The 23,234-nt window shown below is 72.4% G+C and carries 24 protein-coding genes; 9 read left to right on the forward strand and 15 right to left on the reverse strand.

Annotated features, from left to right (window positions below; translation table 11 throughout):
• Nucleotides 1–132 precede the first annotated feature (132 nt).
• A complete protein-coding gene (locus OHA68_RS28925) occupies nucleotides 133–660 on the forward strand; it encodes a histidine phosphatase family protein (RefSeq protein WP_189144802.1) in 528 nt (175 codons plus the stop codon).
• A 146-nt stretch (nucleotides 661–806) separates the two neighbouring features.
• On the opposite strand, the gene OHA68_RS28930 is transcribed toward OHA68_RS28925, so the two are convergent.
• Nucleotides 807–1,739: a LysR family transcriptional regulator gene (locus OHA68_RS28930; RefSeq protein ID WP_189144803.1), complete on the reverse strand. Its 933-nt coding sequence runs from the start codon at nucleotides 1,737–1,739 to the stop codon at nucleotides 807–809.
• Between the two features lie 95 nt (nucleotides 1,740–1,834).
• On the opposite strand from OHA68_RS28930, the gene OHA68_RS28935 reads away from it, so the two are divergent.
• Nucleotides 1,835–2,059: a DUF6158 family protein gene (locus OHA68_RS28935; protein WP_189144804.1), complete on the forward strand. Its 225-nt coding sequence runs from the start codon at nucleotides 1,835–1,837 to the stop codon at nucleotides 2,057–2,059.
• Entirely contained in the window at nucleotides 2,059–2,295 is a 237-nt protein-coding gene (locus tag OHA68_RS28940; protein ID WP_327103094.1) for a helix-turn-helix domain-containing protein, read from the forward strand. Before OHA68_RS28935 ends, OHA68_RS28940 begins: the two co-directional genes overlap by 1 nt.
• A 75-nt stretch (nucleotides 2,296–2,370) precedes the next feature.
• Here OHA68_RS28940 and OHA68_RS28945 read toward each other — a convergent pair whose 3' ends face one another.
• The 3 genes from OHA68_RS28945 to OHA68_RS28955 are packed head-to-tail and all read right to left on the reverse strand — an operon-like array spanning nucleotide 2,371 to nucleotide 5,491.
• On the reverse strand, nucleotides 2,371–3,066 hold the full coding sequence (locus OHA68_RS28945) for a hypothetical protein (protein WP_327103095.1): 696 nt from the start codon (nucleotides 3,064–3,066) through the stop codon (nucleotides 2,371–2,373).
• Nucleotides 3,063–4,370 carry a vWA domain-containing protein gene (locus OHA68_RS28950; RefSeq protein ID WP_327103096.1) on the reverse strand — a complete coding sequence of 436 codons (1,308 nt, stop codon included), beginning with the start codon at nucleotides 4,368–4,370 and terminating at the stop codon, nucleotides 3,063–3,065. Before OHA68_RS28950 ends, OHA68_RS28945 begins: the two co-directional genes overlap by 4 nt.
• Complete coding sequence (locus OHA68_RS28955) at nucleotides 4,367–5,491, reverse strand: ATP-binding protein (protein ID WP_327103097.1); 1,125 nt, start codon at nucleotides 5,489–5,491, stop codon at nucleotides 4,367–4,369. The genes OHA68_RS28950 and OHA68_RS28955 overlap by 4 nt, the downstream gene beginning before the upstream one ends.
• A gap of 224 nt (nucleotides 5,492–5,715) precedes the next feature.
• On the opposite strand from OHA68_RS28955, the gene OHA68_RS28960 reads away from it, so the two are divergent.
• Nucleotides 5,716–6,495 (forward strand): putative hydro-lyase, encoded by a 780-nt coding sequence (locus tag OHA68_RS28960; protein WP_225277004.1) that lies wholly within the window; start codon nucleotides 5,716–5,718, stop codon nucleotides 6,493–6,495.
• Here OHA68_RS28960 and OHA68_RS28965 read toward each other — a convergent pair.
• The gene (locus OHA68_RS28965) at nucleotides 6,480–7,073 is read right to left on the reverse strand and encodes an AAA family ATPase (RefSeq protein WP_327103098.1); all 594 of its coding nucleotides are present in this window, start codon (nucleotides 7,071–7,073) and stop codon (nucleotides 6,480–6,482) included. The genes OHA68_RS28960 and OHA68_RS28965 overlap by 16 nt on opposite strands.
• Nucleotides 7,074–7,171: 98 nt before the next feature.
• On the opposite strand from OHA68_RS28965, the gene secY reads away from it, so the two are divergent.
• On the forward strand, nucleotides 7,172–8,464 hold the full coding sequence (gene secY, locus OHA68_RS28970; protein ID WP_407674515.1) for a preprotein translocase subunit SecY: 1,293 nt from the start codon (nucleotides 7,172–7,174) through the stop codon (nucleotides 8,462–8,464).
• Nucleotides 8,465–8,472: 8 nt separating this feature from the next.
• Here secY and OHA68_RS28975 read toward each other — a convergent pair whose 3' ends face one another.
• The 3 genes from OHA68_RS28975 to OHA68_RS28985 form a co-directional block, all read right to left on the reverse strand.
• Complete coding sequence (locus tag OHA68_RS28975) at nucleotides 8,473–9,117, reverse strand: response regulator transcription factor (protein ID WP_327103100.1); 645 nt, start codon at nucleotides 9,115–9,117, stop codon at nucleotides 8,473–8,475.
• The gene (locus OHA68_RS28980) at nucleotides 9,114–10,067 is read right to left on the reverse strand and encodes a sensor histidine kinase (protein ID WP_327103101.1); all 954 of its coding nucleotides are present in this window, start codon (nucleotides 10,065–10,067) and stop codon (nucleotides 9,114–9,116) included. Before OHA68_RS28980 ends, OHA68_RS28975 begins: the two co-directional genes overlap by 4 nt.
• A gap of 61 nt (nucleotides 10,068–10,128) precedes the next feature.
• Nucleotides 10,129–11,025 (reverse strand): phosphotriesterase family protein, encoded by an 897-nt coding sequence (locus OHA68_RS28985; protein WP_327103102.1) that lies wholly within the window; start codon nucleotides 11,023–11,025, stop codon nucleotides 10,129–10,131.
• A gap of 170 nt (nucleotides 11,026–11,195) precedes the next feature.
• On the opposite strand from OHA68_RS28985, the gene OHA68_RS28990 reads away from it, so the two are divergent.
• Complete coding sequence (locus tag OHA68_RS28990; protein ID WP_327103103.1) at nucleotides 11,196–11,657, forward strand: TIGR02611 family protein; 462 nt, start codon at nucleotides 11,196–11,198, stop codon at nucleotides 11,655–11,657.
• Between the two features lie 18 nt (nucleotides 11,658–11,675).
• Here OHA68_RS28990 and OHA68_RS28995 read toward each other — a convergent pair whose 3' ends face one another.
• Nucleotides 11,676–11,996 carry a GroES family chaperonin gene (locus tag OHA68_RS28995; RefSeq protein ID WP_327103104.1) on the reverse strand — a complete coding sequence of 107 codons (321 nt, stop codon included), beginning with the start codon at nucleotides 11,994–11,996 and terminating at the stop codon, nucleotides 11,676–11,678.
• 292 nt (nucleotides 11,997–12,288) lie between these two features.
• Between OHA68_RS28995 and OHA68_RS29000 the strand changes: the two genes are divergently transcribed.
• Nucleotides 12,289–13,587: an RNA-guided endonuclease InsQ/TnpB family protein gene (locus OHA68_RS29000; RefSeq protein ID WP_327103105.1), complete on the forward strand. Its 1,299-nt coding sequence runs from the start codon at nucleotides 12,289–12,291 to the stop codon at nucleotides 13,585–13,587.
• Nucleotides 13,588–13,733: 146 nt separating this feature from the next.
• On the opposite strand, the gene OHA68_RS29005 is transcribed toward OHA68_RS29000, so the two are convergent.
• Nucleotides 13,734–14,708: an endonuclease/exonuclease/phosphatase family protein gene (locus tag OHA68_RS29005; protein ID WP_327103106.1), complete on the reverse strand. Its 975-nt coding sequence runs from the start codon at nucleotides 14,706–14,708 to the stop codon at nucleotides 13,734–13,736.
• Nucleotides 14,709–14,794: 86 nt separating this feature from the next.
• On the opposite strand from OHA68_RS29005, the gene OHA68_RS29010 reads away from it, so the two are divergent.
• Nucleotides 14,795–16,048, forward strand: a complete 1,254-nt coding sequence (locus OHA68_RS29010) for an ArgE/DapE family deacylase (protein WP_327103107.1) — start codon at nucleotides 14,795–14,797, stop codon at nucleotides 16,046–16,048.
• A 134-nt stretch (nucleotides 16,049–16,182) separates the two neighbouring features.
• On the opposite strand, the gene OHA68_RS29015 is transcribed toward OHA68_RS29010, so the two are convergent.
• Genes OHA68_RS29015 through OHA68_RS29025 form a run of 3 tightly spaced genes read right to left on the reverse strand, consistent with a single transcriptional unit; the run spans nucleotide 16,183 to nucleotide 19,075 of the window.
• Nucleotides 16,183–16,998: an ABC transporter ATP-binding protein gene (locus tag OHA68_RS29015; protein ID WP_189144815.1), complete on the reverse strand. Its 816-nt coding sequence runs from the start codon at nucleotides 16,996–16,998 to the stop codon at nucleotides 16,183–16,185.
• Nucleotides 16,998–18,005: a FecCD family ABC transporter permease gene (locus tag OHA68_RS29020; RefSeq protein ID WP_189144816.1), complete on the reverse strand. Its 1,008-nt coding sequence runs from the start codon at nucleotides 18,003–18,005 to the stop codon at nucleotides 16,998–17,000. The genes OHA68_RS29015 and OHA68_RS29020 overlap by 1 nt, the downstream gene beginning before the upstream one ends.
• Nucleotides 18,002–19,075: a FecCD family ABC transporter permease gene (locus OHA68_RS29025; RefSeq protein ID WP_327103108.1), complete on the reverse strand. Its 1,074-nt coding sequence runs from the start codon at nucleotides 19,073–19,075 to the stop codon at nucleotides 18,002–18,004. The genes OHA68_RS29020 and OHA68_RS29025 overlap by 4 nt, the downstream gene beginning before the upstream one ends.
• Before the next feature lie 86 nt (nucleotides 19,076–19,161).
• Between OHA68_RS29025 and OHA68_RS29030 the strand changes: the two genes are divergently transcribed.
• A complete protein-coding gene (locus tag OHA68_RS29030; protein ID WP_327103109.1) occupies nucleotides 19,162–20,166 on the forward strand; it encodes an ABC transporter substrate-binding protein in 1,005 nt (334 codons plus the stop codon).
• On the opposite strand, the gene OHA68_RS29035 is transcribed toward OHA68_RS29030, so the two are convergent.
• Nucleotides 20,150–22,564: a helicase-associated domain-containing protein gene (locus OHA68_RS29035; protein WP_327103110.1), complete on the reverse strand. Its 2,415-nt coding sequence runs from the start codon at nucleotides 22,562–22,564 to the stop codon at nucleotides 20,150–20,152. The genes OHA68_RS29030 and OHA68_RS29035 overlap by 17 nt on opposite strands.
• Before the next feature lie 68 nt (nucleotides 22,565–22,632).
• Entirely contained in the window at nucleotides 22,633–23,136 is a 504-nt protein-coding gene (locus OHA68_RS29040) for an ATP-binding protein (protein WP_327103111.1), read from the reverse strand.
• Nucleotides 23,137–23,234 lie beyond the last annotated feature (98 nt).

Genomic DNA, 23,234 nt, shown 5'->3' on the forward strand with positions numbered 1-23,234 from the left:
CTGCCATGCCGGACACGGTAAATGGAGTCCGTGGCGATCACATTCGCGGGTGTTTCCCAGGGGACGTGGACGGATCCTGAAAAATGGGGATTTGGGCCAGGTGGGGCAGGGGGGATCGGTACCGTCGGGGGCATGGTGGTGAAGCTGATCTACGAGACGCACGCGACCAGTGTGGACAACGAGACGGGTGTCGCCACCGGCCGGCTGCCCGGCGAGTTGTCCGCCGCCGGTCGTGCGCAGGCCGCCGAGCTGGGGGAGCGGCGGCGCGGCGTGGACGTGGTCTACGCCTCTGACCTGCGGCGCGCCGTACAGACTGCGCAGATCGCGTTCGGTGGGGTGTGTGAGATCAGGCTGGACGCGCGGCTGCGGGAGTGTGACTACGGGATCTACAACGGCCGGCCGGTGAGCGAGGTGCACGCGCTGCGGCGCAGGCATGTCGACACGCCGTGGCCGGGCGGGCAGAGCTACCGGCACGTGGTGGGCGAGACCGCCGCCTTCCTGGAGGACGTCGCCAAGCGGTGGCAGGGCCGTACCGTGCTGGTCATCGCGCACTCGGCGAACCGGTTCGCGTTGCGGAACCTGTTCGAGGGGGTTCCGCTGGAGGAGCTGGTGGACGCCCCGTTCGACTGGCAGCCGGGCTGGGAGTACGACCTGGCCTGAGCGGGCGGGAGCCCTGCGCTCGGTCCCGGCGTGTACGACCCGGGCGCGTCGCGGTAGCCCGTTGTGGCCGGCCATCTCGTCCGCGCCCCGGCCTGCGGCGGTCTGGGCAAGCCCCGGCCTGCGGCGGTCCGGACACCAAGAACCCGTTATGGCGTGGTGCCGAACCCCGCGTTCCGGGTCAGCCAGTCGTAATAGACCCGGCTGCGTCGTACGGCCTCCATGTGGGTCTGTTTGGCCTGCACCCGCACCCACGCGGCGTCCAGCGCGGCCGGATGCCGGCCGAGGAGCTGCCGCCAGCGTAGCGGCGCGTTCTTCAGCGGCACCACGACCAGGCCGGGGGCGGGCCGGTGGGTGGCCTGGCAGAGCACCACCGCCCGGCCCACCCGCGCGAGGTGGAGGCAGGTCGCCACGTCGATCTCGTAGATCGTGCCGGGGGTGAAGCCGGCCCGCGCGCACGCCATGGCGAAGCAGTCGTTGAAGCAGCCGTCCCCCGGCGTGAGCGCCCAGTGCTCACCGGCGAGGTCCGCCAGCTCGACCTCCTTCTCCACGGCCAGCGGATGGTGGACGGCCAGCAGGACGAAGACCGGGTCGAGGCTGATCGTCTCCCACAGGAGCGTTCCCATGGGGGTGCCGCTGTCGCCGCACGCGCCGGTCAGCACGTAGTCGAGGCGGCCGAGCTCCACCATGGTCGTGAGCTCGTGCGCCGACCAGCTCGTGTACGTGCTCACGCTCCGTTCGGCGGCGAGCCTGTCCACCAGTCCGCCGAGGATCGGTCCGTTCGTCGCGCCGATCCGGTAGCCGGGTGAGGGTGCGTGCGCGAACCGTACCGCCTCCTCCTGGAGTTCCTTGGCCGCGGGCAGGAGCACGCGGGCCCTGGCGAGCACCAGCTCGCCGAGGCGGGTGGGCCGGGCGCCGTGGCGGTCCCGCTCGAACAGGGCGCCGCCGAGCATTCTCTCGATGCGTTTGAGCTGGGAGGTCAGAGCCGGCTGCGCTAGCCCGAGCAGGGAAGCGGCCTTGCTGACGCTCCCAGCGTCCGCGACCGCGCGGACGATTCTGAGGTGCCGTAGCTCGAGGTCCATAACGGGACGGTAAAGCGGGTCAATCTCCCCGACAATGCCTATATGTCAGGAAATGTGACAGATATTGTTGCCAGGCTTCGGGGTAGGGGGCACGCATGACCACGATGGGAATTGATCCGGCCCAGCTCAGCGACGATGACTTGATCCGCGAGCTGCGGCACCTCCACGTGACCCGAACCGACACTTTCCTGCACGGTTCCGACGACGCACTGGCCACCCACACCTCCCGGACGAACGAACTGGAGAGCGAATACCTGCGCCGCAACCCCGACCGGGAGATCGACCCGAACAGGCTGCGGGAAGGGGCGAGGGCGCGCTGATGGACCCGCTGCACGACATCCAGGCCCTGTCCAACGTCGACATCCATGTGTACGAGGCGGTGGCGGGGGAGTCGGGCGAGTACGGCTGGGCCGGTTTCAGCGCGCTGGTCCGGGCCACGGGCCTGACCGAGGACGAGGTACGGCGGAGCCTCCAGACGCTGATCGGCCATGGGTACGTGGTGCCGGCGGAGCAGGGCTACGGCCTGGGACCGCACACCTTCGGGGTCGAGCGCTGAGCGTCGAGCCGCCCCGGTTTCGGGGTCGAGCGCTGAGCGTCGAGCCGCCCCGGTCCGGGGGTCGAGCGCTGAGTGTCAGTCCGCCCCGGGTCCGGGGTCGAGGGCCGACAGCGCGCGGAGGACGGCCGCCTGCGAGCCGGACACGCCCGCGGCCCGCTGCGCGGCGGCCTCCTCCGGCGTGAACCCCGCCGCACACCAGGCCGCCACCTCCCGCAAAGGGACGGCGCCCCACCACGCGGCCAGCACCTCCACCGCCGGTGCCCCGGCTCGTGCGGCCTCCGCAGCGCTGAACCCGAGCGCCCGGAACACCCGCGCGTCCCCCTGGTCCACCCGCCGCCGCGCCCACGGCTCCGCCTCACCGCCGTCCCACCCGGCGTCGGCGTACGCGCGCGCCACGTCGGCGGGCACCCCCGCACGCAGCAGCCGCCGCAGCGCCAGGGTCCGCCCCGGATCCAGTTCAGGCTCCGGTACGGCCAGTCGCGACAGCCACGAGACCCGGCGCGGCCGCTCGCCCGCCAGTCGCCTGCGCGCCGCGTCGTGCGGTGCGACCCCGAGCTCGTGCCAGCGTACGGCTTCCCGCGGCGTCATCCCGGCCCGCTGCCAGGCGACGACGGAGCCGGGAGTGGCCCCGGCGGTGCCCCACAGCCGGGCGTAGGCGGGCTCGGTCACCCCCGCCTCGCACCAGGCGCCGGCCTCGTCCGCCGTGAACCCGGCCCGCCGCCACCGCCGCGCCTCACCCTGGGTGAAGCCGCTCCACGACTCGTCCGTCATGCCGCCCTCCTGACGTGTACGACCCCTGCCCAGGACGGGACGCCCGCCCGTCCGCCGAACAGGCAGACCACGACCGGGCACGGCGGCCGCCGGTCGGGCCAGGGGGTGTGGCCGTCGGTCAGCACGATCACCAGGTCGGCAGGGGCCTCGGGCGGGCCGCCGGCACTGGATCGGGCGGGCGGTCCTTCGCCGGTGGGCGGGCCGGCGGCCCCCGCATGGGCGGACGGCCCTTCGCCGGGGGTCCCGGCGCGGCGGGCGGACGGCCCTTCGCCGGGGGGCCCGGCGTGGCGGGCGGACGGTCCTCTGCCGACGGCGGCGGCGATGCCGGGGCGCAGGTCGGTGCCGCCCGCGCCGATCAGCTCCACCTGGGAGGCCGCCGTCACCCGCTGCACCGGGTACGCCCGTGTGTCGCAGCAGATCACGTCCAGCCGCCGGTGTCCGGCCGCCCGCAGGACGCCGCCGAGCTCGGCCAGGGCCTGGCCGAGGTCGGCGCGGGAGACGCTGCCCGAGGTGTCGACCACGACCGCGATCCGGGGCACCGGCCTGACCAGGGCGGGCAGGACGATCTCCGGCACGGCCGCGGCCCGCCTCGACGGTCGGCGGTAACTGTGGTCCACCCGGCCCGCCGCCTGCGCCCACGCCCTCCTGACCAGGGCCGCGAGCCGGGCCCGCCAGTCCACCTCGGGGCGCAGCGTGTGCTCGGCCCAGCGCCGCCAGCCACCGGGGACGTTGCCCCTGGCCTCGATCCCGGCCGCCACGGCGCGGGCCAGCAGCTCGGTCTCGAGCGCCGTCATCGCGCCCGGCCCGGTGAAGGGCGCCCGCCCGCAGGGGAGGAGGTGGTCAGGGACGTCGACGAGGTCCAGCAGCTCCAGGTAGCGCTCGGCCAGGAGACCCGCGGGCAGCCCGAGCGTGTCCGGAGTCACCGCGCCGACCGGCTCGGGCCCGAGCCCGCCGAGGTCATCGTTGATCTCCGCATCAGCGGCCCGCGCCCAAGCCGGCCGCTCGGTCCCGCCGTTCGCCGCTTCACCGGCGGGGGCGCGGCTGTGGTGGCCTCTCAGCAGGTGGCCCACCTGGTGGATCAGCCACCAGCCCAGCTCGGGCACCGGCGTGCCGAGCACGGTGGCCGGATCGAGGTGGACGTTCCAGTGCGCGTCGGCAGGCAGGCCTCGCAGTCCGCCGGCCGGTCCCGGGTCATGGACCAGCGGGGTGAGGGCGAACAGGGCCGAGGTGAGGTACGGCGCCCGGCTCGCCGCCCAGAGCCTGGCCGCGGCGAATCTTTCGGCGAGTTCGTCGTGGGCGGTCATGCCATCAGCCCCGCCATGCGCAGGATCGCGGCCAGCTCCAGCACCGCCACGGGAAGCACGGCGCCGGGCGGGCGGCGGGCCGCGAGCGAGCGGGCGGCGCCGGCGGCCACGTCCGGTGCGCGGCCGGCGACCCGTCCGATCAGGGTCCACGCCCGCTGCCAGGACTCCGTCCCGCCGTCCGCCACGACGTGCGCGACCACCGACCCGAGCACCGCGTGCATCCGGTCGACCCGCTCGGGCAGCGGCGCGGCCGGGTCGGTCAGCAGCGTCTCCGGATCGGGCAGGTCCAGGTCGCGGATCCAGGAGAGCACCTCGTATCCGGCGGCCTCGCCTACCGCCCCCACCACCAGCTCGGCCCGCACCCGCTGCGCCGCGGCCCCCGTACCAGCCGTGCAGGCCAGCGCCGTCGCGGTGAGCTCCCAGGTGCGGGGGCTGGGCCAGGCGCGCGCCGGTCCATCGGGTACGGCGAGGACCAGCTCGGGCCTTACCCGGAGAAACGCCCCCACCAGTGCCTTGGCCCGCGCCACCGAAGCCGCGTCAGGCCCGCGCCACCCAGGTATGCCGCTCTCGGAGCGTCCGGCCGGGTCGGGTCCGGGGGAGTCGGCGGTGCTGGGGCCCGGCCCGTCGAGGGGGGCGAAGCCGGTGGTGAAGCCTTCGGCCACGGAGGCGGCGGTGATCTGCCAGTCCAGGTGGATCAGCCGGTTGGCGAGTGGCGCGGACAGGTCCCAGCCGTCGGCCGCCTGCTCCGGCGGGTTGGCGGCGGCCACGATGCGCACCTGCCCGGGCAGGGTGAGGTCGCCGACGGTGCGTTCGAGCACGACCCGGAGCATCGCGGCCTGGACGGCGGGCGGGGCGGTGGTCAGTTCGTCCAGGAAGAGGATGCCGTGGCCGGAGGCGGCCAGGCGTTCGGCCCAGCGGGGTGGGGCGAACCAGGTGCGGCCGTCGCGCAGCGTCGGCAGGCCGGCGAAGTCGCTGGGCTCCCTGATCGAGCCGACGACCACTTCGACGGGCAGCCCGAGCCGGCTGCCCAGGGCCAGGACGGCGGAGGTCTTGCCGGTGCCCGGCGCCCCCCAAAGGATCACCGGCAGGTTGGCTGCCACGGCTGTCGACAACGCGTCCACGAGAACCCCCTAGCGTCAACTTTGATTGACTCAGGTCAACATAAGTTGACGATGGCGGGGTTGTCAAACTCGCTCAGTGTGCACTTGGACGCAGACTCACGAGCCGGGCTGCCGGAGAGTGGACGGCGAAAGGACAGACGCCCGAACGACCCGGTACCACGACGATGTGGTGCCGGGCCGTTCGCTCTGTGGTGTTGTCCAGAGTCGAAACGTACTGTCAAGGGGTGGATGTCGCAGACCTGACCCCCGCCCAGGCGCGGGAGCGCTTCCGTGGCGGCGAGCGGCGCCCCACCGCGGGCTGGTGCAGAGGATGGACGCAGGCCAACCTGATCGCGGTGCCGAAGGCGCTGGCGTACGAGCTGCTGCTGTTCGCGCACCGCAACGCGCAGGCGTGCCCGGTGCTCGACGTCGGCGAGGCGGGGGCGTTCCAGACCCGGCTGTTCCCCGGCGACCTGCGTACGGATCTGCCCGGCTACCGGGTCTACCGGGACGGGCGGCCGGTGGCGGACCGCGATGCGGTGGTGGCGGAGTGGCGCGAGGACCTGGTGCCGTTCCTCATCGGCTGCAGCTTCACCTTCGAGCAGGCGCTGCTGGCCGAGGGGGTACCGGTGCGTCATCTGGAGCAGGGCTCGAACGTGCCGATGTACGTCACCGGCGTGCCGTGCGAGCCGTCGGGGGTGTTGTCGGGGCCGCTGGTGGTGTCGATGCGGCCGGTGCCGGAGCCGCTGGTGGCCACCGCGGTCGAGGTGAGCGGCCGCTATCCGATGGTGCACGGGGCGCCGGTGCACGTGGGCGACCCGGCCGAGCTGGGGATCGACGATCTGGCGCGGCCGGACTTCGGCGATCCGGTGGAGGTACGGGCGGGCGAGGTGCCGGTGTTCTGGGCGTGCGGGGTGACGCCGCAGGCGGCGATCATGGCCAGCGGGGTCGACTTCGCGATCGGCCACCTGCCCGGCCACATGGCGATCATCGACGCCCGTGACGACGACTATCGGGTGACATAGCGACGTCGCGGCCGGATGCCCGCCGCCGTGAGCTGCGCGTCCAGCGCCGGCGCTCCCGGCCGGTTGTCGATCTCCAGATGGGGTACGGCGGGCGGCTCGTGCACCTTGATGGCCGTCAGATAGTCCTCGAACGCCGCCAGCTTGCCCGCGTCCCGCGCCAGCCCTCTGGCCATCAGCCGCTCCCGCAGCGTCGGGCCGTCGGAGCGGACCCACAGCAGGCGCACCGGCGACCCGCCGAGCTCCGCCACCCAGCGCGCCCACCGGTCCGCCGCGTGGACCTGGCCGGTGAACGGGCCGTCGAGCAGCACCGGGCAGCCGTGCTCGCGGATCTGCCTGGCGGTCCTGGTCAGCCCGGCGTACTCGTGGACCTTGGCGTGCTCGTCATACCACGGGCCCTCGCGCTCGCCGTGCGGCCTGCCGTGGGCCCGGAGCAGTTCGCCGACGAGGTCGCCGTACAGCGTGTCCTTGTCGAGCAGGGCCGGCACCGGGGACAGGCGCGCGAGCAGCGCGGCCGCCACCGTGGACTTGCCCGCCCCCGGCGGGCCGCTGACCACCCACACGACACCCGGCCCGCTCATGTGATCAGTCTGCCGTACGCGGAATCGCGTACGCGCCCGCCGCGGCTGAGCGGACGACCGGGCGGCGGCGCGCGGCCAGACTCCTGCACATGCTGACCATGTTCGCCGTGCTCGCCGGGGCGTTCCGGGCGCCGGAGCTCCGCAGGAAGCTGCTGTTCACCCTCGGACTGCTCGCGCTGTTCAGGCTCGGGCAGGTGCTGCCGTCGCCGGGGGTGGACGTGGTGGCGGTGCGCGAGTGCGTGGGGGCGGCGCGCGGCGGGGTGTTCGACATGGTGCAACTGCTCAGCGGGGGCGCGATGCTGCGGCTGTCGGTGTTCGCGCTGGGCGTGATGCCGTACATCACCGCCAGCATCGTCATGCAGTTGTCCTCGGTCATGGTGCCGAAGCTGGAGGCGCTGCGGAAGGAGGGGCAGTCCGGGCAGGCGCGGATCACGCAGTACACCCGCTACCTGACCGTGGCGCTGGCCGTGCTGAACGCCACCACGATCGTCGCGCTGGCCCGTGCCGGGCAACTGCTGCCGGGGTGCGCGCGGCCGCTGCTGCGTGACCAGAGCCTGGCGGCCGTGACCGTGCTGGTGCTGACCATGGTGGCGGGCACCTGCGTGGTCATGTGGATCGGCGAGCTCATCACCGACCGCGGGATCGGCAACGGGATGTCGCTGCTGATGTTCACCCAGGTCGTGGCCGTCTTCCCGGCCTACATGGCGACCATGTTCGTGATGAGCCCGTTCGCCTTCGTGGTCATCCTGGTGTCGGGGGTGTTCCTGGTCGCGGCCGTGGTGTTCGTGGAGCAGGCGCAGCGGCGGGTGCCCGTGCAGTACGCCAAGCGGCTGGTCGGCCGCCGGATGTACGGCGGCAGCGGCACCTACATCCCGCTCAAGGTGAACCAGGCGGGGATCGTGCCGGTCATCTTCGCCACCTCGCTGCTCTACCTGCCGACGCTGGCCGCGCCGATGCTGGGGGAGGAGGCCGGCGGGTGGATCGCGCGCACGCTGACGTCCGGCTCGCACCCGCTCTACATGACGGCGTACGTCCTGCTCATCGTCGCGTTCACGTACTTCTACGTGTCCATCACCGTCAATCCCGCCGAGGTGGCCGACAACATCCGGAGGTACGGGGGCTTCGTGCCGGGGATCCGGCCGGGCAGGCCGACCGCGGAGTATCTCGCGTACATCCTGTCGCGGCTGACCGCGCCGGGGGCGTTCTACCTGGCGGCGCTGGCGCTGGTGCCGCTGGTGGCCTTCGCGATCCTCAGAGATCCCGGTACGCAGCAGAACTTCCCGTTCGGCGGCACCAGCGTGCTGATCATGGTGGGCGTGGGCCTGGACACCGTCAAGCAGATCGAGGCTCAGGTACGGCAGCGCTCCTACGAGGGGTTTCTCCGGCTCTGACCGGGGCTTCAGACGGCCAGCCCGGCCCGCATCGCGAACACGACGAGCTGCGCCCGGTCCCGGGCATGCAGTTTGACCATGGCCCGGCTGACGTGGGTGCGGACGGTGTCCGGGCTGATCACCAGCTCCTTGGCGATCTCCTCGTTGGACTTGCCGGTGGCGACCCAGGCGACCAGCTCACGCTCGCGCGGCGTCAGCGTGTCCAGGCCCAGCACCGGCTCCGCGCCGTGCCGGCCGAACAGGCCGATGACCTTACGCGTGATCGCCGGAGACAGCAGCGCCTCGCCCGCCGCCACCACGCGCACCGCGTTGACCAGCTCCTCCGGGGCGCTGTCCTTGAGCAGGAAACCGCTCGCGCCCGCCTGGAGTGCGGTGAAGACGTACTCGTCCACGGCGAACGTGGTGACCACCACGATCCTGGTGGCGCTCAGCTCGGCGTCGGTCGCGATCGCCCGTAGCGTGGCCAGGCCGTCCATGCCGGGCATCCGGATGTCCAGCAGCAGCACGTCCGGGCGGGTTCGGCGGAGCAGGGCGAGGGCGCCCGCGCCGTCGGCGGCCTCGCCCACGTGCCGCAGGTCGGGCTCGCGCTCCAGCAGCGCCTTGAGCCCCATCCGCACCACGGCCTGATCATCGGCCACAGCAACGGTGATCACGCGGACCCTTGCGGAAAAGCGGACCTTTGGGGGAACTCGGACCTTTGGGGGAAGCGGGCCACGACCTGGAAGCCGCCGCCCTCGCGTGGGCCGGCCGTGAACAGGCCTCCCACGCTCGTCACCCCGGCGCGCATCCCGGCGAGCCCGCGCCCGTCGGCGGCGCCCGTCCACCCTGTGCCCCGGTCGGCGACCTCCAGCACGAACGCGCACGGATCGTTGGCCACCCGGACCAGCGCCCTGGTCGGACCGGCGTGCCGCAGCACGTTGGTCAGCGACTCGCGCACCACCCGGTAGACGGTCCCTTGCAGGTGGGCGGGGACGATCGGGCTCACCGGCTCCACGTCCACGGGCAGCCCGGCGGCCCGCACCCCGGCGATGAGACCGATCAGGTCCTCGCCCTCCCGGGGAGCTTCGCCGCCGGGAGCGCTGCCGCCGGGAGAGGCGCCGCCGGGGTCCAGGCGGTCGAGCGCGGCGCGCAGCTGGGTGAGCGTGGTGAGGCTGGTCCGCCTGATCGCCTGCAGCGACTCGCGGGCCTGCTCGGGATCGTCGTCCAGCGCCACCAGGGCGAGACCGGCCTGCAAGGCGATGGCCGCCAGCCCGTGACCCGCCGCGTCATGCACCTCACCGGCGAGCCGAGCCCGCACGTCCTCACCGGTTGCGGCCGTCACCGTGAGGCGTTGTGCCTTGGGGGCCGGGATGCCCCAGGTCTTCGACGGTGTCGCGCCCGCGAGTCGATGACGTACGGACTCCTCGGCGCTTCGAGCGGGCGGCGGGACGGCGTCGGCGGCGGCGGCCGCGGCGGCGCGGGCCTGGGCCAGGCCGCTGAAGGACCACGGGACGGCGAGCCAGCCGGCCCACACCAGCATGACGACGACCGGGACGTCACCCAGCCGCGTCAGGCGCGACAGCACCCGTCCGCGGTCTCGCCCGTGCGTGCGCTGCGTCTTCATACCTCACCCGGCCAGGATCATGTGGTCCGATCCTAGCCAGTCCCGGACGCGGCGACGCGGGTCAGGCGGTGCCGGAGGTCAGCCAGCGCAGGGGGTTGGCGTTGGTCACGGTACGCAGGGTGCTGTCGTCGATCCCGGCCTCGCGCAGCTTGGGCAGCACCTCGCGGAACAGGTGCGCGTAGCCCGGCCCGTCGTACCTGCGCACCTGCGCCACCCGGCTCAGCCCGGTGCTGAGCAGCAGCCGGTCGGCGTACCCCTCCTCGATCAGGCTCAGCGCCACGGCGGTCGACCGCTCCACGCCGGCCGCGAGCGCGCCCACGCTCACGTACGCCCCCGCTTCGGCGATCTTGCGGGCCACGGCCGGGTCGGCGCCCGCGTACCCCACGGCCACCCGCGAGCCCGGCAGCCCCTGCGCCAGCAGGATCTCCAGCAGGCCCAGCGCGTCCTGACCGTACGTCGCGACGGACAGCCGGGAGGCGAGCGAGGCGCGGGCGGCGGCGACCAGGGCGCGCTCCTCGGCGGGCGTGGCACTGGCGCCCCAGCACCCGACCTCGCCGATCACGCCGGGAAAGACGCCGGTGCCCTCCAGCCCGTCGGAGATGTCGGCCATCAGCCGGCCGGTGAGCGCGTCCACGTCCTGGTCGCGCAGGTTCGCGAACGGCTCGGTGAACAGGCCGGTGGCGGCGATCACCGGCACCCGGCCGGCCGCGGCGATGCGGGCCAGGGCGGTGGCGTCGCGGCCCATGCCGATGCACGTCAGGTCCACGATCAGGCCCAGCTCGTCGGACTGCCGCAGCTCGCGGAGCTCGGCGATGACGGTCTGCTCCTCGTCCAGCCAGCGGTAGGGGTCGGAATCGATCCCGGCGGCCCAGCGCATGTCGGTGCGCAGGTGCTCGTGGGGGAGTACGGGACCGCTGACGGTGGCCGCGCGGATGGGGCCGGTTACGGTACGAAGCATGACCTCGGGCATAGCAAACGATATCCGACGTTATTGGGAAGTTGCCTGATCAGGCAGATATTTTACCGTCTGAGCGTTTATTGGACGTGTACGCCATTGTCCGCGTTTGGACATCGGCGACAGATGCCTGACCCTTATCCTGGGGAACACACCGACTGTCCGGGGGGACCGTGCCGACGCATAAGCCCGAGACCGGCGACGCCGATCTCGTCAAGGAAGAGGCGGCTGCCCACTCCGGCATGCCCGCACGTCGTTCGGGGCTGCACGGCAGGCTCGACGCCATCAGGGCGACGCGGGCGGGCGCGCTCACCCTGAAGATCGTCATCGGCGTGCTCGGCGGGCTCATGGTCGGCGGCGGCCTGATCATGGTGCCTTTCCCGGGGCCCGGCTGGCTGGTGGTCTTCGCCGGCCTGGCGGTGCTGGCCACCGAGTTCCACTGGGCGCACAAGCTCCTGGAGTTCGGCAAGCGAATGCTGCACGCCTGGACCGAGTGGTTCAAGCGGCAGGGCTGGACGATCCGCATCATCGTGGCCGTCGTGACCGTGGCCGCGGCCACGGCCATCGTCTACATCGGACTGCGCACCCTCGGCCTGGACGTGATCCAGATGGCGCAGCAGTACATCCGCAGATAGCGCCCCGGCCTACCCGGCTTACAGGTAGAGGCCGGTGCCGTGGTCGGTCTCCTGGGTGGCCACCGCGTGCAGGTCGCGCTCGCGCATCACCAGATAGACCTGCGCGTGCAACTCCACCTCATACTGCGCCTCGGGGTTGAGCAGCACCTTGTCGCCGACTCTGACCGAGCGCACGTTCGAGCCGACGCCGCAGATCTCGCCCCACGCCAGGCGGTTGGCCATCTTGACCGTCGCGGGAATGACGATCCCGGAGCCACTGCGCCGCTCCTCGGCCGCCTGCTCCAGCCGGATCATGACCCGGTCGTGCAGCATCTGAATCTCGAACTTGGGTGGTTCCACAGGCCCAAGTTTACCGAAGGTCCGCAGAAAGCCCTGGCCTTCAGCTCAGGCCGGGGATGAACGTGGTTCCCGTCAGGGGATGGCCCGCAGGTAGGCGGGGCAGCCAGGAGCGCGTGGCGCGGACTACGGATGGTCATGTTGGTCGGCGTTGTCGGTTGATGTATGCCGCGTCGGCGTTCGTCTGGCGCGGTCATGGAGTAGCCGTTAGTATGTTCGAGTTCGCGGAACGCGTGTGACCTATTGCACACTGTTAGTTGTTGTGTTGTGTGGTCATGGAGTGGGGTGGTGTTCGGTGAAGCTGCGCTACAACTATCGGCTGTATCCGGATGCGCCTCAGCAGGCGGCTTTGGCTCGGTTGTTCGGGTGTGTCCGGGCGGTGTGGAACGACGGGCTGGCCCGGCGCAAGGCCGCGTGGAAGGCCGACCGGGCGCGCATCAGTGGGACAGATCTGATGAAGATGTGCATCACCGCCGCCAAGCGCACTCCTGAGCGGGACTGGCTCGGGCAGGTGTCGCCGGTGCCGTTGCAGCAGTCGCTCCGGGATCTGGATGTGGCCTACACGAACTTCTTCGACTCGGTGTCGGGCAAGCGGAAGGGCCCGAGGGTGGGGTTGCCGGTGTTCAAGTCGCGCCGTGATCGTCGGCAGTCGGCCCGGTTCACCAGCACCGCGTTCCGGCTCCGCCCCGGCAGTGTCGGGGATGCGTTGTATCTGGCGAAGATCGGTGAGATCGAAGTCCGGTGGTCACGCGAGTTGCCCACCGCACCGTCGAGCGTGACGGTCGTCAAGGACGCGGCGGGCCGCTACCTCGCCTCTTTTGTCGTTGACGTGCCGGACGACGGCCAGACCCTTCCCCGCGGTGATACCGAGACCGATGCGGTGACGGGGATCGATCTCGGGCTGACCCACTACGCGGTCACCTCCGACGGCGAGAAGATCGCCAACCCGAAGTGGCTGCGCCGCAGGGAGCGCAAGCTGAGGAAACTCCAGCGTGCCCTGGCGCGTAAGCGCAAGGGCAGCGCCAACCGGGCCAAAGCCCGTATCAAGCTCGCCCGTCAGCATGCCAAGGTCGGCGACGCTCGGCGGGATTTCCTGCATCAGCGCAGCACCACGATCGTCCGCGAGAACCAAGCGGTGGCGGTCGAGGGTCTGGCAGTGCGGGGTTTGGCGCGGGGCAGGCTGGCCAAGAGCGTCAACAACGCATCCTGGGGCACCTTCCTGCGCCTGCTGGAAGACAAAGCCGCCCGCTACGGCCGCGCGTTCATCGCCATCGACCGCTGGTATCCCTCCTCCCAGCTGTGTCCCTGCTGCGACTGGAGGATCGGGAAGCTCGGCCTGGACGTCCGCGTCTGGGACTGCCCCTCCTGTGGCGAGCATCATGACCGTGACATCGCCGCCGCACTCAACATCCTGGCCGAAGGCATCCGCCTGAACGACTTGAACGATGTGAACGGCCTGAACGCCGTGAGGTCGGTGAAGGATGTGGCCGCCGGGCTGGCGGACACCCGAAACGACTGTGAAGGGCAGGTAAGACCAGGCAAGGCGACCCCGAACCTGGCACCGCCCGAAACCTCCACCGCGCAAGCGGCGTAGAAGCAGCAGTAAACACCCCGCCGCGAGGCGGGAGAATCCCCGTCATTTATGGCGGGGAGAAGTCAAGTACACCCTGACCACCACCGGGCGCGCCTTTTCGGCCCCTCACGCCACCGAGTCGGGTAACGGAACGCGCCGGATGAGCGTCACGGCAGGGCGAGCACCGCGAACACCGGGCGGTGATCGGTGCCCCGCAGCGGATAGACGCCGAACGCCCGCACACTCATGCGTTCGTCGGCCAGCACATGGTCGATGGCGACGCCGGGCAGCGCGCCTCCCTGTGGCCAGGTGGCGGTGAAGCCGTGCCCGGTCACGTCGGCGGCGTCACGGTAACCGGTGGCGAGCAGTTCACGTACCGGCAGATGATCAAGCGTCGCATTGAAATCGCCCGCCAACACCCGCAACGGCCCACCCCCAACCCCAGCCCGGCCCCCCGCCGCAGAAGCACGCGCACGTGGCAGCGCCCTCAGCCCTGATCTCCAGCACGGCTGCCTGGCATACAGCCGTAGCGCGCACGGGTGCACAGACACGACCTCTACGTCGGCCCCCGACGGGTGCCTGAGAATGGCTCTGACCTGGCGGAACCCGCCGTGCTCGATGGCCTCGGCGGCGGTGAGCGGATGACGGGCGTACACGGCCGAACCGCCCGCCCCCCGCTTGGGGCGGGTCACCGCGTACGGCAACGCCGCACGCAGCCCCGCCGCGTCGAGGCGGGTCAGGGCGTCGGGGGTCAGCTCCTGCAGCGCCAGCACGTCCGGCCGCAGCCGCGCGACCAGCGCCACCAGCGCCGCCTCGTCCGCCGACCCCACCAGCAGGTTGGCCGCCAGCACCCGGAGCGTCCCGCCATCGGCGGACACCCGCTGCTGCCCGTCGTCGAATCCCCGGGGCAGCACCGTGCTCGCCAGCACCACCGTGGTGGCGAGCGCCACCACAGCCGCCACCCGCTGTCTCATCGCCGCCGCCAGCAGCAGCCCGACCCCCGCCACGACCGCCGCGTACGGCGTGTACGCCACCAGCGGAGTCCACGGCCACACCGGCTCCCACCCCGAGACCCGCAGCACCGCCCACCCCGCGAACGGCGTCACCGCCCCCCAGACCAGCACCTTCCGCCAAGCCCGCATACGCACCTCCGACCTGTATCTCCACCAGAGCCCATCCGGGTTCACGCCCGTGCCGATCCGGGGGCGGGCCATGAGATGGTGTGGCCATGCGTGACGCCGAGACCAGGGTCCTCAACGCCATCGACGAGGCCGAGACCGTCAATCTGCTGGCCGAGACCGTCCGGGTGCCGAGCATCACGGGCAGCGACGCCGAGTCCGAGTTGCAGCACCACCTGGCCCGCCTGCTCACCGAGGCCGGCCTGGAGGTGGACGTATGGAAGCTCGACCTCGACGACCTCAGGCGGCGGGAGGGCTTCCCCGGTGGCGAGGCCCCGAGGGTGGAGGGTTACGGCCTGGTGGGCGTGACCGGCGGGGAGGGCGTTCCGGCGCTGGCGTTGCAGGGGCACGTGGACGTGGTGCCGACGGGTGACCTGGCCAAGTGGGAGGGCAGCGACCCGTTCGCCGCCCGCGTCTCCGGCGACGTCCTGCACGGCAGGGGCGCCTGTGACATGAAGGCCGGGCTGGCCGCCAATCTGGCGGTGGTCCGCGCGATCCGGCGGGCCGGGGTGAAACTGGCCAGGCCGCTGGCCGTGCACTGCGTGGTCAGCGAGGAGGACGGCGGGCTGGGCGCGTTCGGCACGCTGGCCAGGGGGCACACCGCCGAGGCGGCCGTCATCACCGAGCCGACCAGCGGCGCCGTCGTCACCGCCAACGCGGGCGCGCTGACGTTCCGGCTGGAGATCGCCGGGCGGGCCGCGCACGGTGCCGCCCGGCTGGAGGGTGTGAACGCCGTCGAGGTGTTCTGGCCGGTGTTCGAGGCGATCAGGCGCCTGGAGGCGGAGCGCAATCGCGATGTCCCGGCGGTCTTCGGTGACCTTTCGCTGCCGTACCCGATCGAGGTCGGCACCGTGCGGGCCGGTGACTGGGCGAGCACGGTGCCCGATCTGCTGGTCGCGGAGGGGCGCCTGGGGGTGCGGCTGGACGAGGACCCGGCTGGGGCGCGGGCGGCGTTCGAGGAGGCGGTGCTGTCGCTCGCGCACCCGTGGCTGCGCGAGCACCCGCCCGTGGTGACGTGGCCGGGCGGGCAGTTCGCCAGCGGGCGGCTGCCGGCCGGGCATCCGCTGCTGGGCGAGGTCAGGCGGGCCGTCGCGGACACCGGCGGCGCGGCACCCGCCGAGGCGGCCGCGCCGTACGGCAGCGACCTGCGGCTCTACGCGGCGGGCGGGATCCCGACCCTGCACTACGGGCCGGGTGACGTACGTTACGCGCACGCGCCCCGTGAGCAGGTGGAGCTGCGCGAGGTGCGTGAGGTGACCCGCGCCCTGGCCCTCCTGGCCGTCCGCCGCTGCGGCGCGTACTAGCCGGGCCCCCTGCGACGCTGTGGCAGTCCGGCGCGTACTGAGTCACCGCCCGGCCCGGCTACGACGCCGGGGTGCTCGCCACACCCTGCTCGGTGCGGAGGTTACGGAGTGTGCTGGAGGCGGCCGGGGGCTGGTCAGGCTGGGGAGGTGATTCGGCGGCGGCAGTGGGGGACGACCATCGGGGTGCCTGACTGCGGGTCGGGGATGATCTCGCAGCGCAGGTCGAAGACCTGCCGCACCAGGTCAGGGGTGACGACCTCGGCCGGATCGCCCTGCGCGACGATCTCGCCCTCGCGCATGACGATCAGGTGGGTGGCGTAGCGGCAGGCCTGGTTGAGGTCGTGCAGCACCGCGACCATCGTCCGGCCCGCCTCGTGCAGGTCGGCGCAGAGGTCGAGCACCTCGATCTGGTGGGAGATGTCGAGGAAGGTCGTCGGCTCGTCCAGCAGCAGGATCGGCGTCTCCTGAGCGAGCGCCATCGCCAGCCACACCCGCTGCCGCTGGCCGCCGGACAGCTCGTCCACGATCCGGTCGGCCAGCTCGGTCACGTGGGTGGCCCGCATCGCCTCCGCCACCGCCGTCTCGTCGGCCTTGGACCACTGACGCATCAGCCGCTGGTGCGGGTAGCGACCGCGGGACACCAGGTCGGCCACGGTGATCCCGTCGGGCACGATCGAGCTCTGCGGCAGCAGGCCGAGACGCCGGGCGACCTCCTTCGACGGCAGCGCGGTGATCACGCCGCCGTCCAGGTGCACCGCACCGGACCTGGGCTTGAGCATCCTGGCCAGGGCCCGCAGCAGGGTGGACTTGCCGCACGCGTTGGGGCCGATGATCACGGTGAAGGATCCGTCGGGGATGGCCACGCTCAGGTCGGTGGCGACCGTCCGCTTGTCGTAGGCGAGGGTGAGGTCGCCGGCCCACAGGCGGCTGCCGGGCGTCGGTACGGCCATCAGTGGCGGTCCTTTCGCAGGAGGAAGGCGAGGTAGGTGCCGCCGATGGCGGCGGTCAGCACGCCGACGGGCAACTGGGTCGGGGCGAGCAGGCGCTGGGCGAGCAGGTCGGAGACGGTCAGCAGCACGGCCCCCATGAGCGCCGAGGAGGCCAAGGTCACGCCCGGCGAGCGGGTCAGCCGCTGGGCGAGCTGCGGCGCGGCCAGCGCGACGAACACCACGGGCCCGGCGGCGGCCGTCGCCACCCCGCACAGCAGCACGCCCGACACGATGGCCGCGGCCCGCACCCGCTCGACGTTGATGCCCATGGCGCGGGCGGAGTCGTCGCCCATCTCGATCATCCGCAGCGGCCTGGCCACGGCCGCGCACACGGGCAGCAGCACCACCAGGGCCAGCGCCACCGGGATCGCGTGGTCCCAGCCGCGCCCGCTCAGGCTGCCGGTCAGCCAGGCCCCGGCGGTCGCCGCGTCGTTGATGTTGGCCCTGGTCAGCAGGTAGGAGTTGGCGGACAGCAGCAGGGCGTTGACCCCGATGCCGACCAGCACCAGCCGGTAGCCCTGCACGCCGCGCCGGAAGGCCAGCGCGTAGACCAGCAGCGCGGTCACCACGCACCCGGTCAGCGCGCCGCCCGCGATGGTCAGGGCGGACCCGCCCGCGACCACGGCCAGGATGCCGCCGGTCGAGGCCCCGGCGGTGAAGCCGATGAAGTCGGGGCTGCCGAGGGGGTTCCTGGTGAGACTCTGGAAGATCGCCCCGCTCACCCCGAAGGCCGCCCCCACCAGCAGCCCGGTGGCCACCCGGGGGGCGCGCAGCTTGCTGACGATGAGCTCGGCGACGGGCGTGCCCTGCCCGAAGAGCGCGGTCAGGATGTCGGGGACGGAGACGAAGAACTCGCCGGTCGAGATCGCCGCCAGCGCCGCCGCGCAGGCGATGACCAGCAGCAGCGCGGTGACGGCGAGCGCGCGTGGCGCGACCCTCAAGGACCAGGGGCCCATGCGTACGTTCATAGCGCGGCCAGCCTCCTGCGCCTGGTCATCAGGATGAAGACGGGCGCGCCGAGCACCGCGCACATGATGCCCACCTGCACCTCTCCCGGCCTGGCGATGAGCCGCCCGACCACGTCGGCGGCCAGCAGCAGCACAGGCGCCACCAGCGCGGAGTACGGCAGCACCCAGCGCTGGTCGTGACCCACCACCGCGCGCACGGCGTGCGGCACGGCCAGCCCGACGAACCACAGCGGGCCGGCGGCGGCCGTGGCCGCGCCGCACAGCAGCGTCACCGCCACCGCGGTCACCACCCTGGTGCGGTTGACCGCCACGCCCAGCGCCTTGCCGGCGTCGTCGCCCAGCGACAGCATGTTGAGCGGCCTGCCCACCAGCAGCCCCAGCACCAGCCCGGCGATCATGAAGGGGGCCAGCCGCATCAGGGTGTCGGCGGTCTGCCCGGCCAGCGAGCCCGCCAGCCAGAACCGCATCCGGTCGTACGTCTCGGTGTCCATGCGCAGGATGGCCGAGCTCGCCGCGGTGAAGACCATGCCCACCGCGATGCCCGCCAGCGCCAGCCGTACCGGACCCGCGCCCGAGCGGCCGGAGGCGCCCAGCGAGTAGACCGCGACCGAGGCCAGCGCGGCGCCCGCGAAGGCGAACCACACGTAGACCGTCGGATCGGACAGGCCGAAGACCGCGAGCGCGAGGGTGACGCCGAGCGCCGCGCCCTCGTTGATGCCGAGCAGTCCGGGGTCGGCCAGCGGGTTGCGGGTCAGGCTCTGCATGAGCGCCCCGGCGAGCCCGAGCGACGCGCCGACCAGGATGCCGAGCAGCGTGCGCGGCACGCGGAGCTCACGGATCACGGTGTGGTCGCTGGAGGCGCCGGGGGCGAGGAACGCCTCCAGCACCGTGGACAGCGGCATCGCCCGCGCTCCCAGCGCCACGCTGGCCATCGCGACCAGCGCGAGCAGGCCCGCCGCCAGCACGAGACCGCCGACCAGAGCCGCCCGGCGCCCACGGGGGTGCGCCGAGGCCGACGGGCCGGTGTCATCGGCGGAGACCGCCTGGGTGGCGGGCTCGATCTGCCGCACCGGACCCCCCCTTTCGTCAAGGTCAGCTCAAGCGAGGCTAATGTAATGCCTCGGTACGAAGGCAAGCCTAACCTTAGGAGTTACACATGTCGGGACCGGTACTGGCTCGCAGGGGGTTCCTCGCGGCCACGGTCGGCCTCGCGGCCGCCCTCACCCTGTCGGCCTGCGGCGGCGGCGCCACCCCGGCGGCCCCGGCGTCGTCGCCGGCCCCGGCGGCACAGGCGTGGTCGTTCACCGACGACCGCGACAAGAAGCTCGACCTGCCCAAGGCTCCCACGAGGATCGTCGCCCAGGTGGGCGCGGCGGCCGCGCTGTGGGACTTCGGCGTCCGCCCGGTCGGCGTGTTCGGCCCGCACAAGCTGGCCGACGGCGCCAAGGACCCGCAGGTCGGCAACGTCGACATCACCAAGGTCACCGGCCTGGGCAATGTCTGGGACGAGTTCAACGTCGAGCAGTACATCGCCCTGCAGCCCGAGCTGCTCGTCAGCAGCATGTACGAGAAGGGCACGCTCTGGTACGTCCCGGAGAAGTCCAAGGACACCATCGAGCAGGTCGCCCCCACCGCCGGCATCATGCTCACCGGCCGCACCGCGAGCCAGGTCATCGGGAAGTACGAGGAGCTGGCCAAGTCCCTCGGCGCCGACATGCGGGGCGTGCCCGAGGCCAAGGCGCGCATGGAGGCCGCGACCAAGGAGCTCGCCCAGTTCAAGGACATCAAGATCCTCATGGTGTCCGGCGGCGCCGACCAGATGTGGGTGGTGAACCCGCCCGAGTACGCCGACATCATGCACCTCACCGAGAACGGCCTGGACATCGTCAAGCCGGACAAGGTCGACGAGGGCGGCTTCTTCCAGACGCTCAGCTGGGAGAACGCCGACATGTACGACGCGGACGTGATCCTGTACGACACCCGCACGCAGGCGCTCACGCCCGAGGAGATGATGAAGAAGCCGACCTTCGCCAAGCTCCCCGCGGTCAAGGCCGGCCGGCTCTACCCGTGGCGCGCCGAGGCCCCCTTCAGCTACCAGGGCTACGCCGACTTCCTGGAGGAGCTGGTGACCAACCTGAAGAAGGCTAAAGAGCTGCTCTGACCTCGATGATCTCGGCGAGGGGGAACTCCAGGTAGTCGCCCGCCTCCTCGCACCAGGCCTCCAGCGCGCCGCCGCGCAGCTCCCCGTGGCTGATCGTGGCGGTCGTGCCGTCGGTCAGCTCGATGCCCGCCCGGACGCCCCGGTCGACGACGAAGCCGAGCAGTGACTGCTGGGCGGTCGGCAGCCGGACCGCCATCCTGCCGATGACGGCCCAGGTGCGTCCGGCCTGCCCGCCCGGCGACCGGCTGTCGGCGATCAGGCGGCGGGCGTGCTCCTGCGGGTCGGGCGTCGGCTCGGCGATCACGTAAGGGGGCTCGTCGGCGTCGGCGGGCTCGGGCAGCTCCGCCACCTGGCCGCCGGGCAGCAGGATGAGCTTGCCGCCCAGGGGCTGCTCGACGCGGGCGCTGCGGCGGATGGCGATCGCGCCGGTGTCGGCGACCGGCACCGGCGAGTAGCCGTGCTCGCGCAGCGCGGCCAGCGTGCGCTCGGCCGTGGCGGCGGCCACCAGCACCGTGGGGGCCAGCAGCCGCATCCCCAGCCTGGCCAGCCGGCGATGCCCGGCGATCTCGGCGAGCAGCGCCGGATCGGAGGCCTGCACGACGCAGCCCACGGTGGTCACCGTCACCTCGCCGTGCCTGCGGGCCACGTCGCGCACCAGGTATTCGAGCGGCTGCGGGATCGCGCCGACCCCGGACAGCTCGGTCAGCAGTTCGTCGGCGTCATAGCCGCGATCGAGCGCGCGGCGCACGCTCTCGGTGGTGAACCGCCACACCGACGCCGCGCCCCGCGACTCCCGCTCGGCCACCCGGTCCAGCAGCCACGCCAGCTCGGCCGACGGCGGTCCGGTCACCACCGCGGTCAGGTCCGGGCCGAACAGGGCACTCCTGCGGACGCTGGCCAGCGCCCTCGTCGAGGCCTCCACCAGCAGCGGATCGTGCTCCACCAGCGGCACGTGATCGTCGCTCTCGCCACCGGCCTGGTCGGACAGCCCCGCCAGCGCCCGGCCGAGGTCGGTGAGCGCGTCGTTGGCCAGCAGGCCGAGCAGCCGCGCCTCGTCGATCACCGCTGAGGCGCACTCGGCGAGCAGGTCGCGGTCGAGCAGCGGGGCGTGCCAGTGCACGTTGCCCACCAGGGCCGCGCGGTCGGCGAAGGCCGTACCGGAAGGAAGGTGCAGCAGGACGGAGAGCACCGCGCGGCGGATGCGGGCGACGGCGGCGCCGCTCTGGTCGTCGCCGAGCACGGTGCCGTACTTGCCGTCGGACCTGCGCAGCGACGAGCGCTCCATGCGCCACCAGGCCGACAGCAGCACCCGCAGCCGGGCCGAGCCCTCGTCCAGCCGCCAGCGGTCGAACCGCTCGGTGGGCACCATGCCGCCGGACGGCTCGTCCCACGCGAGCAGCCTGGCCACCGCGCAGATCTCCAGCAGCAGCCGGGTCTCGTCCTCGTCGCAGCCGGTCTCCTTGGCTACCCTGCGCACCTCGCGTACGCCGACGCCACCGGACTTGAGCAGCGGCAGCGGCGTCTTGGAGGTGTTGTCCAGCAGGGCCGCGCACCGCTCCACGACGTGCGGCGCGGCCAGCGTCATCAGGTGGTCGACCTCTTCGGGGTCGACCGGGATGGTGGCCACCTCGGGCGGCCGCGGCGCGAACGGCGGGTGGTAGCCGGGTCCGCGCAGGCAGAGCGCCACCTCCCTGGGCATCTCCGCCACGTTCCAGCTCGGCCGGTAGAGCAGGCCGTGGTCGGCCGACCACTTCTCCGGCGTGCCGTGGGTGACGAACCTGGTCCCGTCGACGTCGCGTACGGGGCCCTCCCAGGCGAAGGCGTCGAGCAGGTCGCGCGCCCCGCCGGGGGCGTGGGCCAGCAGCGTCCGCAGCCGGTCGGGGTCGCCGAGCGCCTCGGTCACCCGGGTGATCGTGCGGCGCTTGTTGGTGTGCGGGGGCAGGCCGAGGCTGCGGGCCAGGGCGCGCAGCGTGTCGCCGCTGATGGTCCAGGAGTTGAGGTAGTGGTCGAGCGGCTCCCCCAGGCCGAGCGGCGCGGTCCACCACCGGGAGACGGCCTCGGCCAGGTGGATCAGGCCGTCACCGGCCGGCCAGGCGAGCGCGTGGTCGTAGAGGTGGTCGAGCCAGGGGCGCAGCTCCTCGACCGGGGCGCCGAGGAAGCCGGCCAGCTTGTCGGCGGTCGCCTCGTGGGTGACCAGGCAGGCCTCGGCGAGCTGCAGGCAGGGCAGGGGGAGTCGCCGCAGCGCTTCCAGCGCGGCCACGCCGTTGCTCAGCCGCTGGGCCAGGGTGTCGAGCCGCCGTGGCCACGGTGCGGCGATGGCGTCGGGACGGTTCGCCAGGATGCGGCAGAGCCGGTCTTCGTCGAGGGTTCGTAGCCAGCCGAGCAGGTGATCGTCCATCGGTCAGCACTCTCATGGGGTCGCGCGTGGAACTCACCGTGAGCCATGACCATCCACGGTAATGCAGATCACTCCGGCTGGCAGAGGACTGCCCAGACGATCTTCCCGTAGGGCGAGAGCGCAGACCAGCCCCACCGAAGGCTTAACGAGTCGACGATGTGGAGACCCAGGCCACCGGTGTCAAGGGGGCCAGGGTATCTCAGCACCGGTACGGAGGTGCCGGGATCGGTGAACGCGCTGGTCACCAGTGATCCATGACGCACCAGGGACATGTGGACGGGGCGATGGCAGCGGGGCTCCTCCAGGCGCAGGCCGTGGCGCAGCGCGTTGGTGGCCAGCTCCGAGACCACCAGCTCCATGTTGTCGGCGAGCTCGGTGAGTCCCCACGCGGTCAGCGCCCCGGAGGCGAAGGAGCGGGCGGAGTGGATGGAAGAGGCGACCGGGGGGAGCACGAATGTGGCGCTGGCGGAAGGGCCCGACATCAGCAGATCGCGCGCCGCGTCCGGCCACCAGCCGACCGGGGGCCACCAGTCGAACGTGGTCCATTGGCCGAGCGCCGTGGTGGAGTGCACGTGATCATTCTGCGACAAACTCGCGTGCACTTGCAAGAGCGAATGCACGTGCAGAGGCATCTTGCAGCCGCTACGGTATGGCCATCAAAAGGTCAATC

The sequence above is a fragment of the Nonomuraea glycinis genome (assembly GCF_035920485.1).
GTDB lineage: Bacteria > Actinomycetota > Actinomycetes > Streptosporangiales > Streptosporangiaceae > Nonomuraea > Nonomuraea glycinis.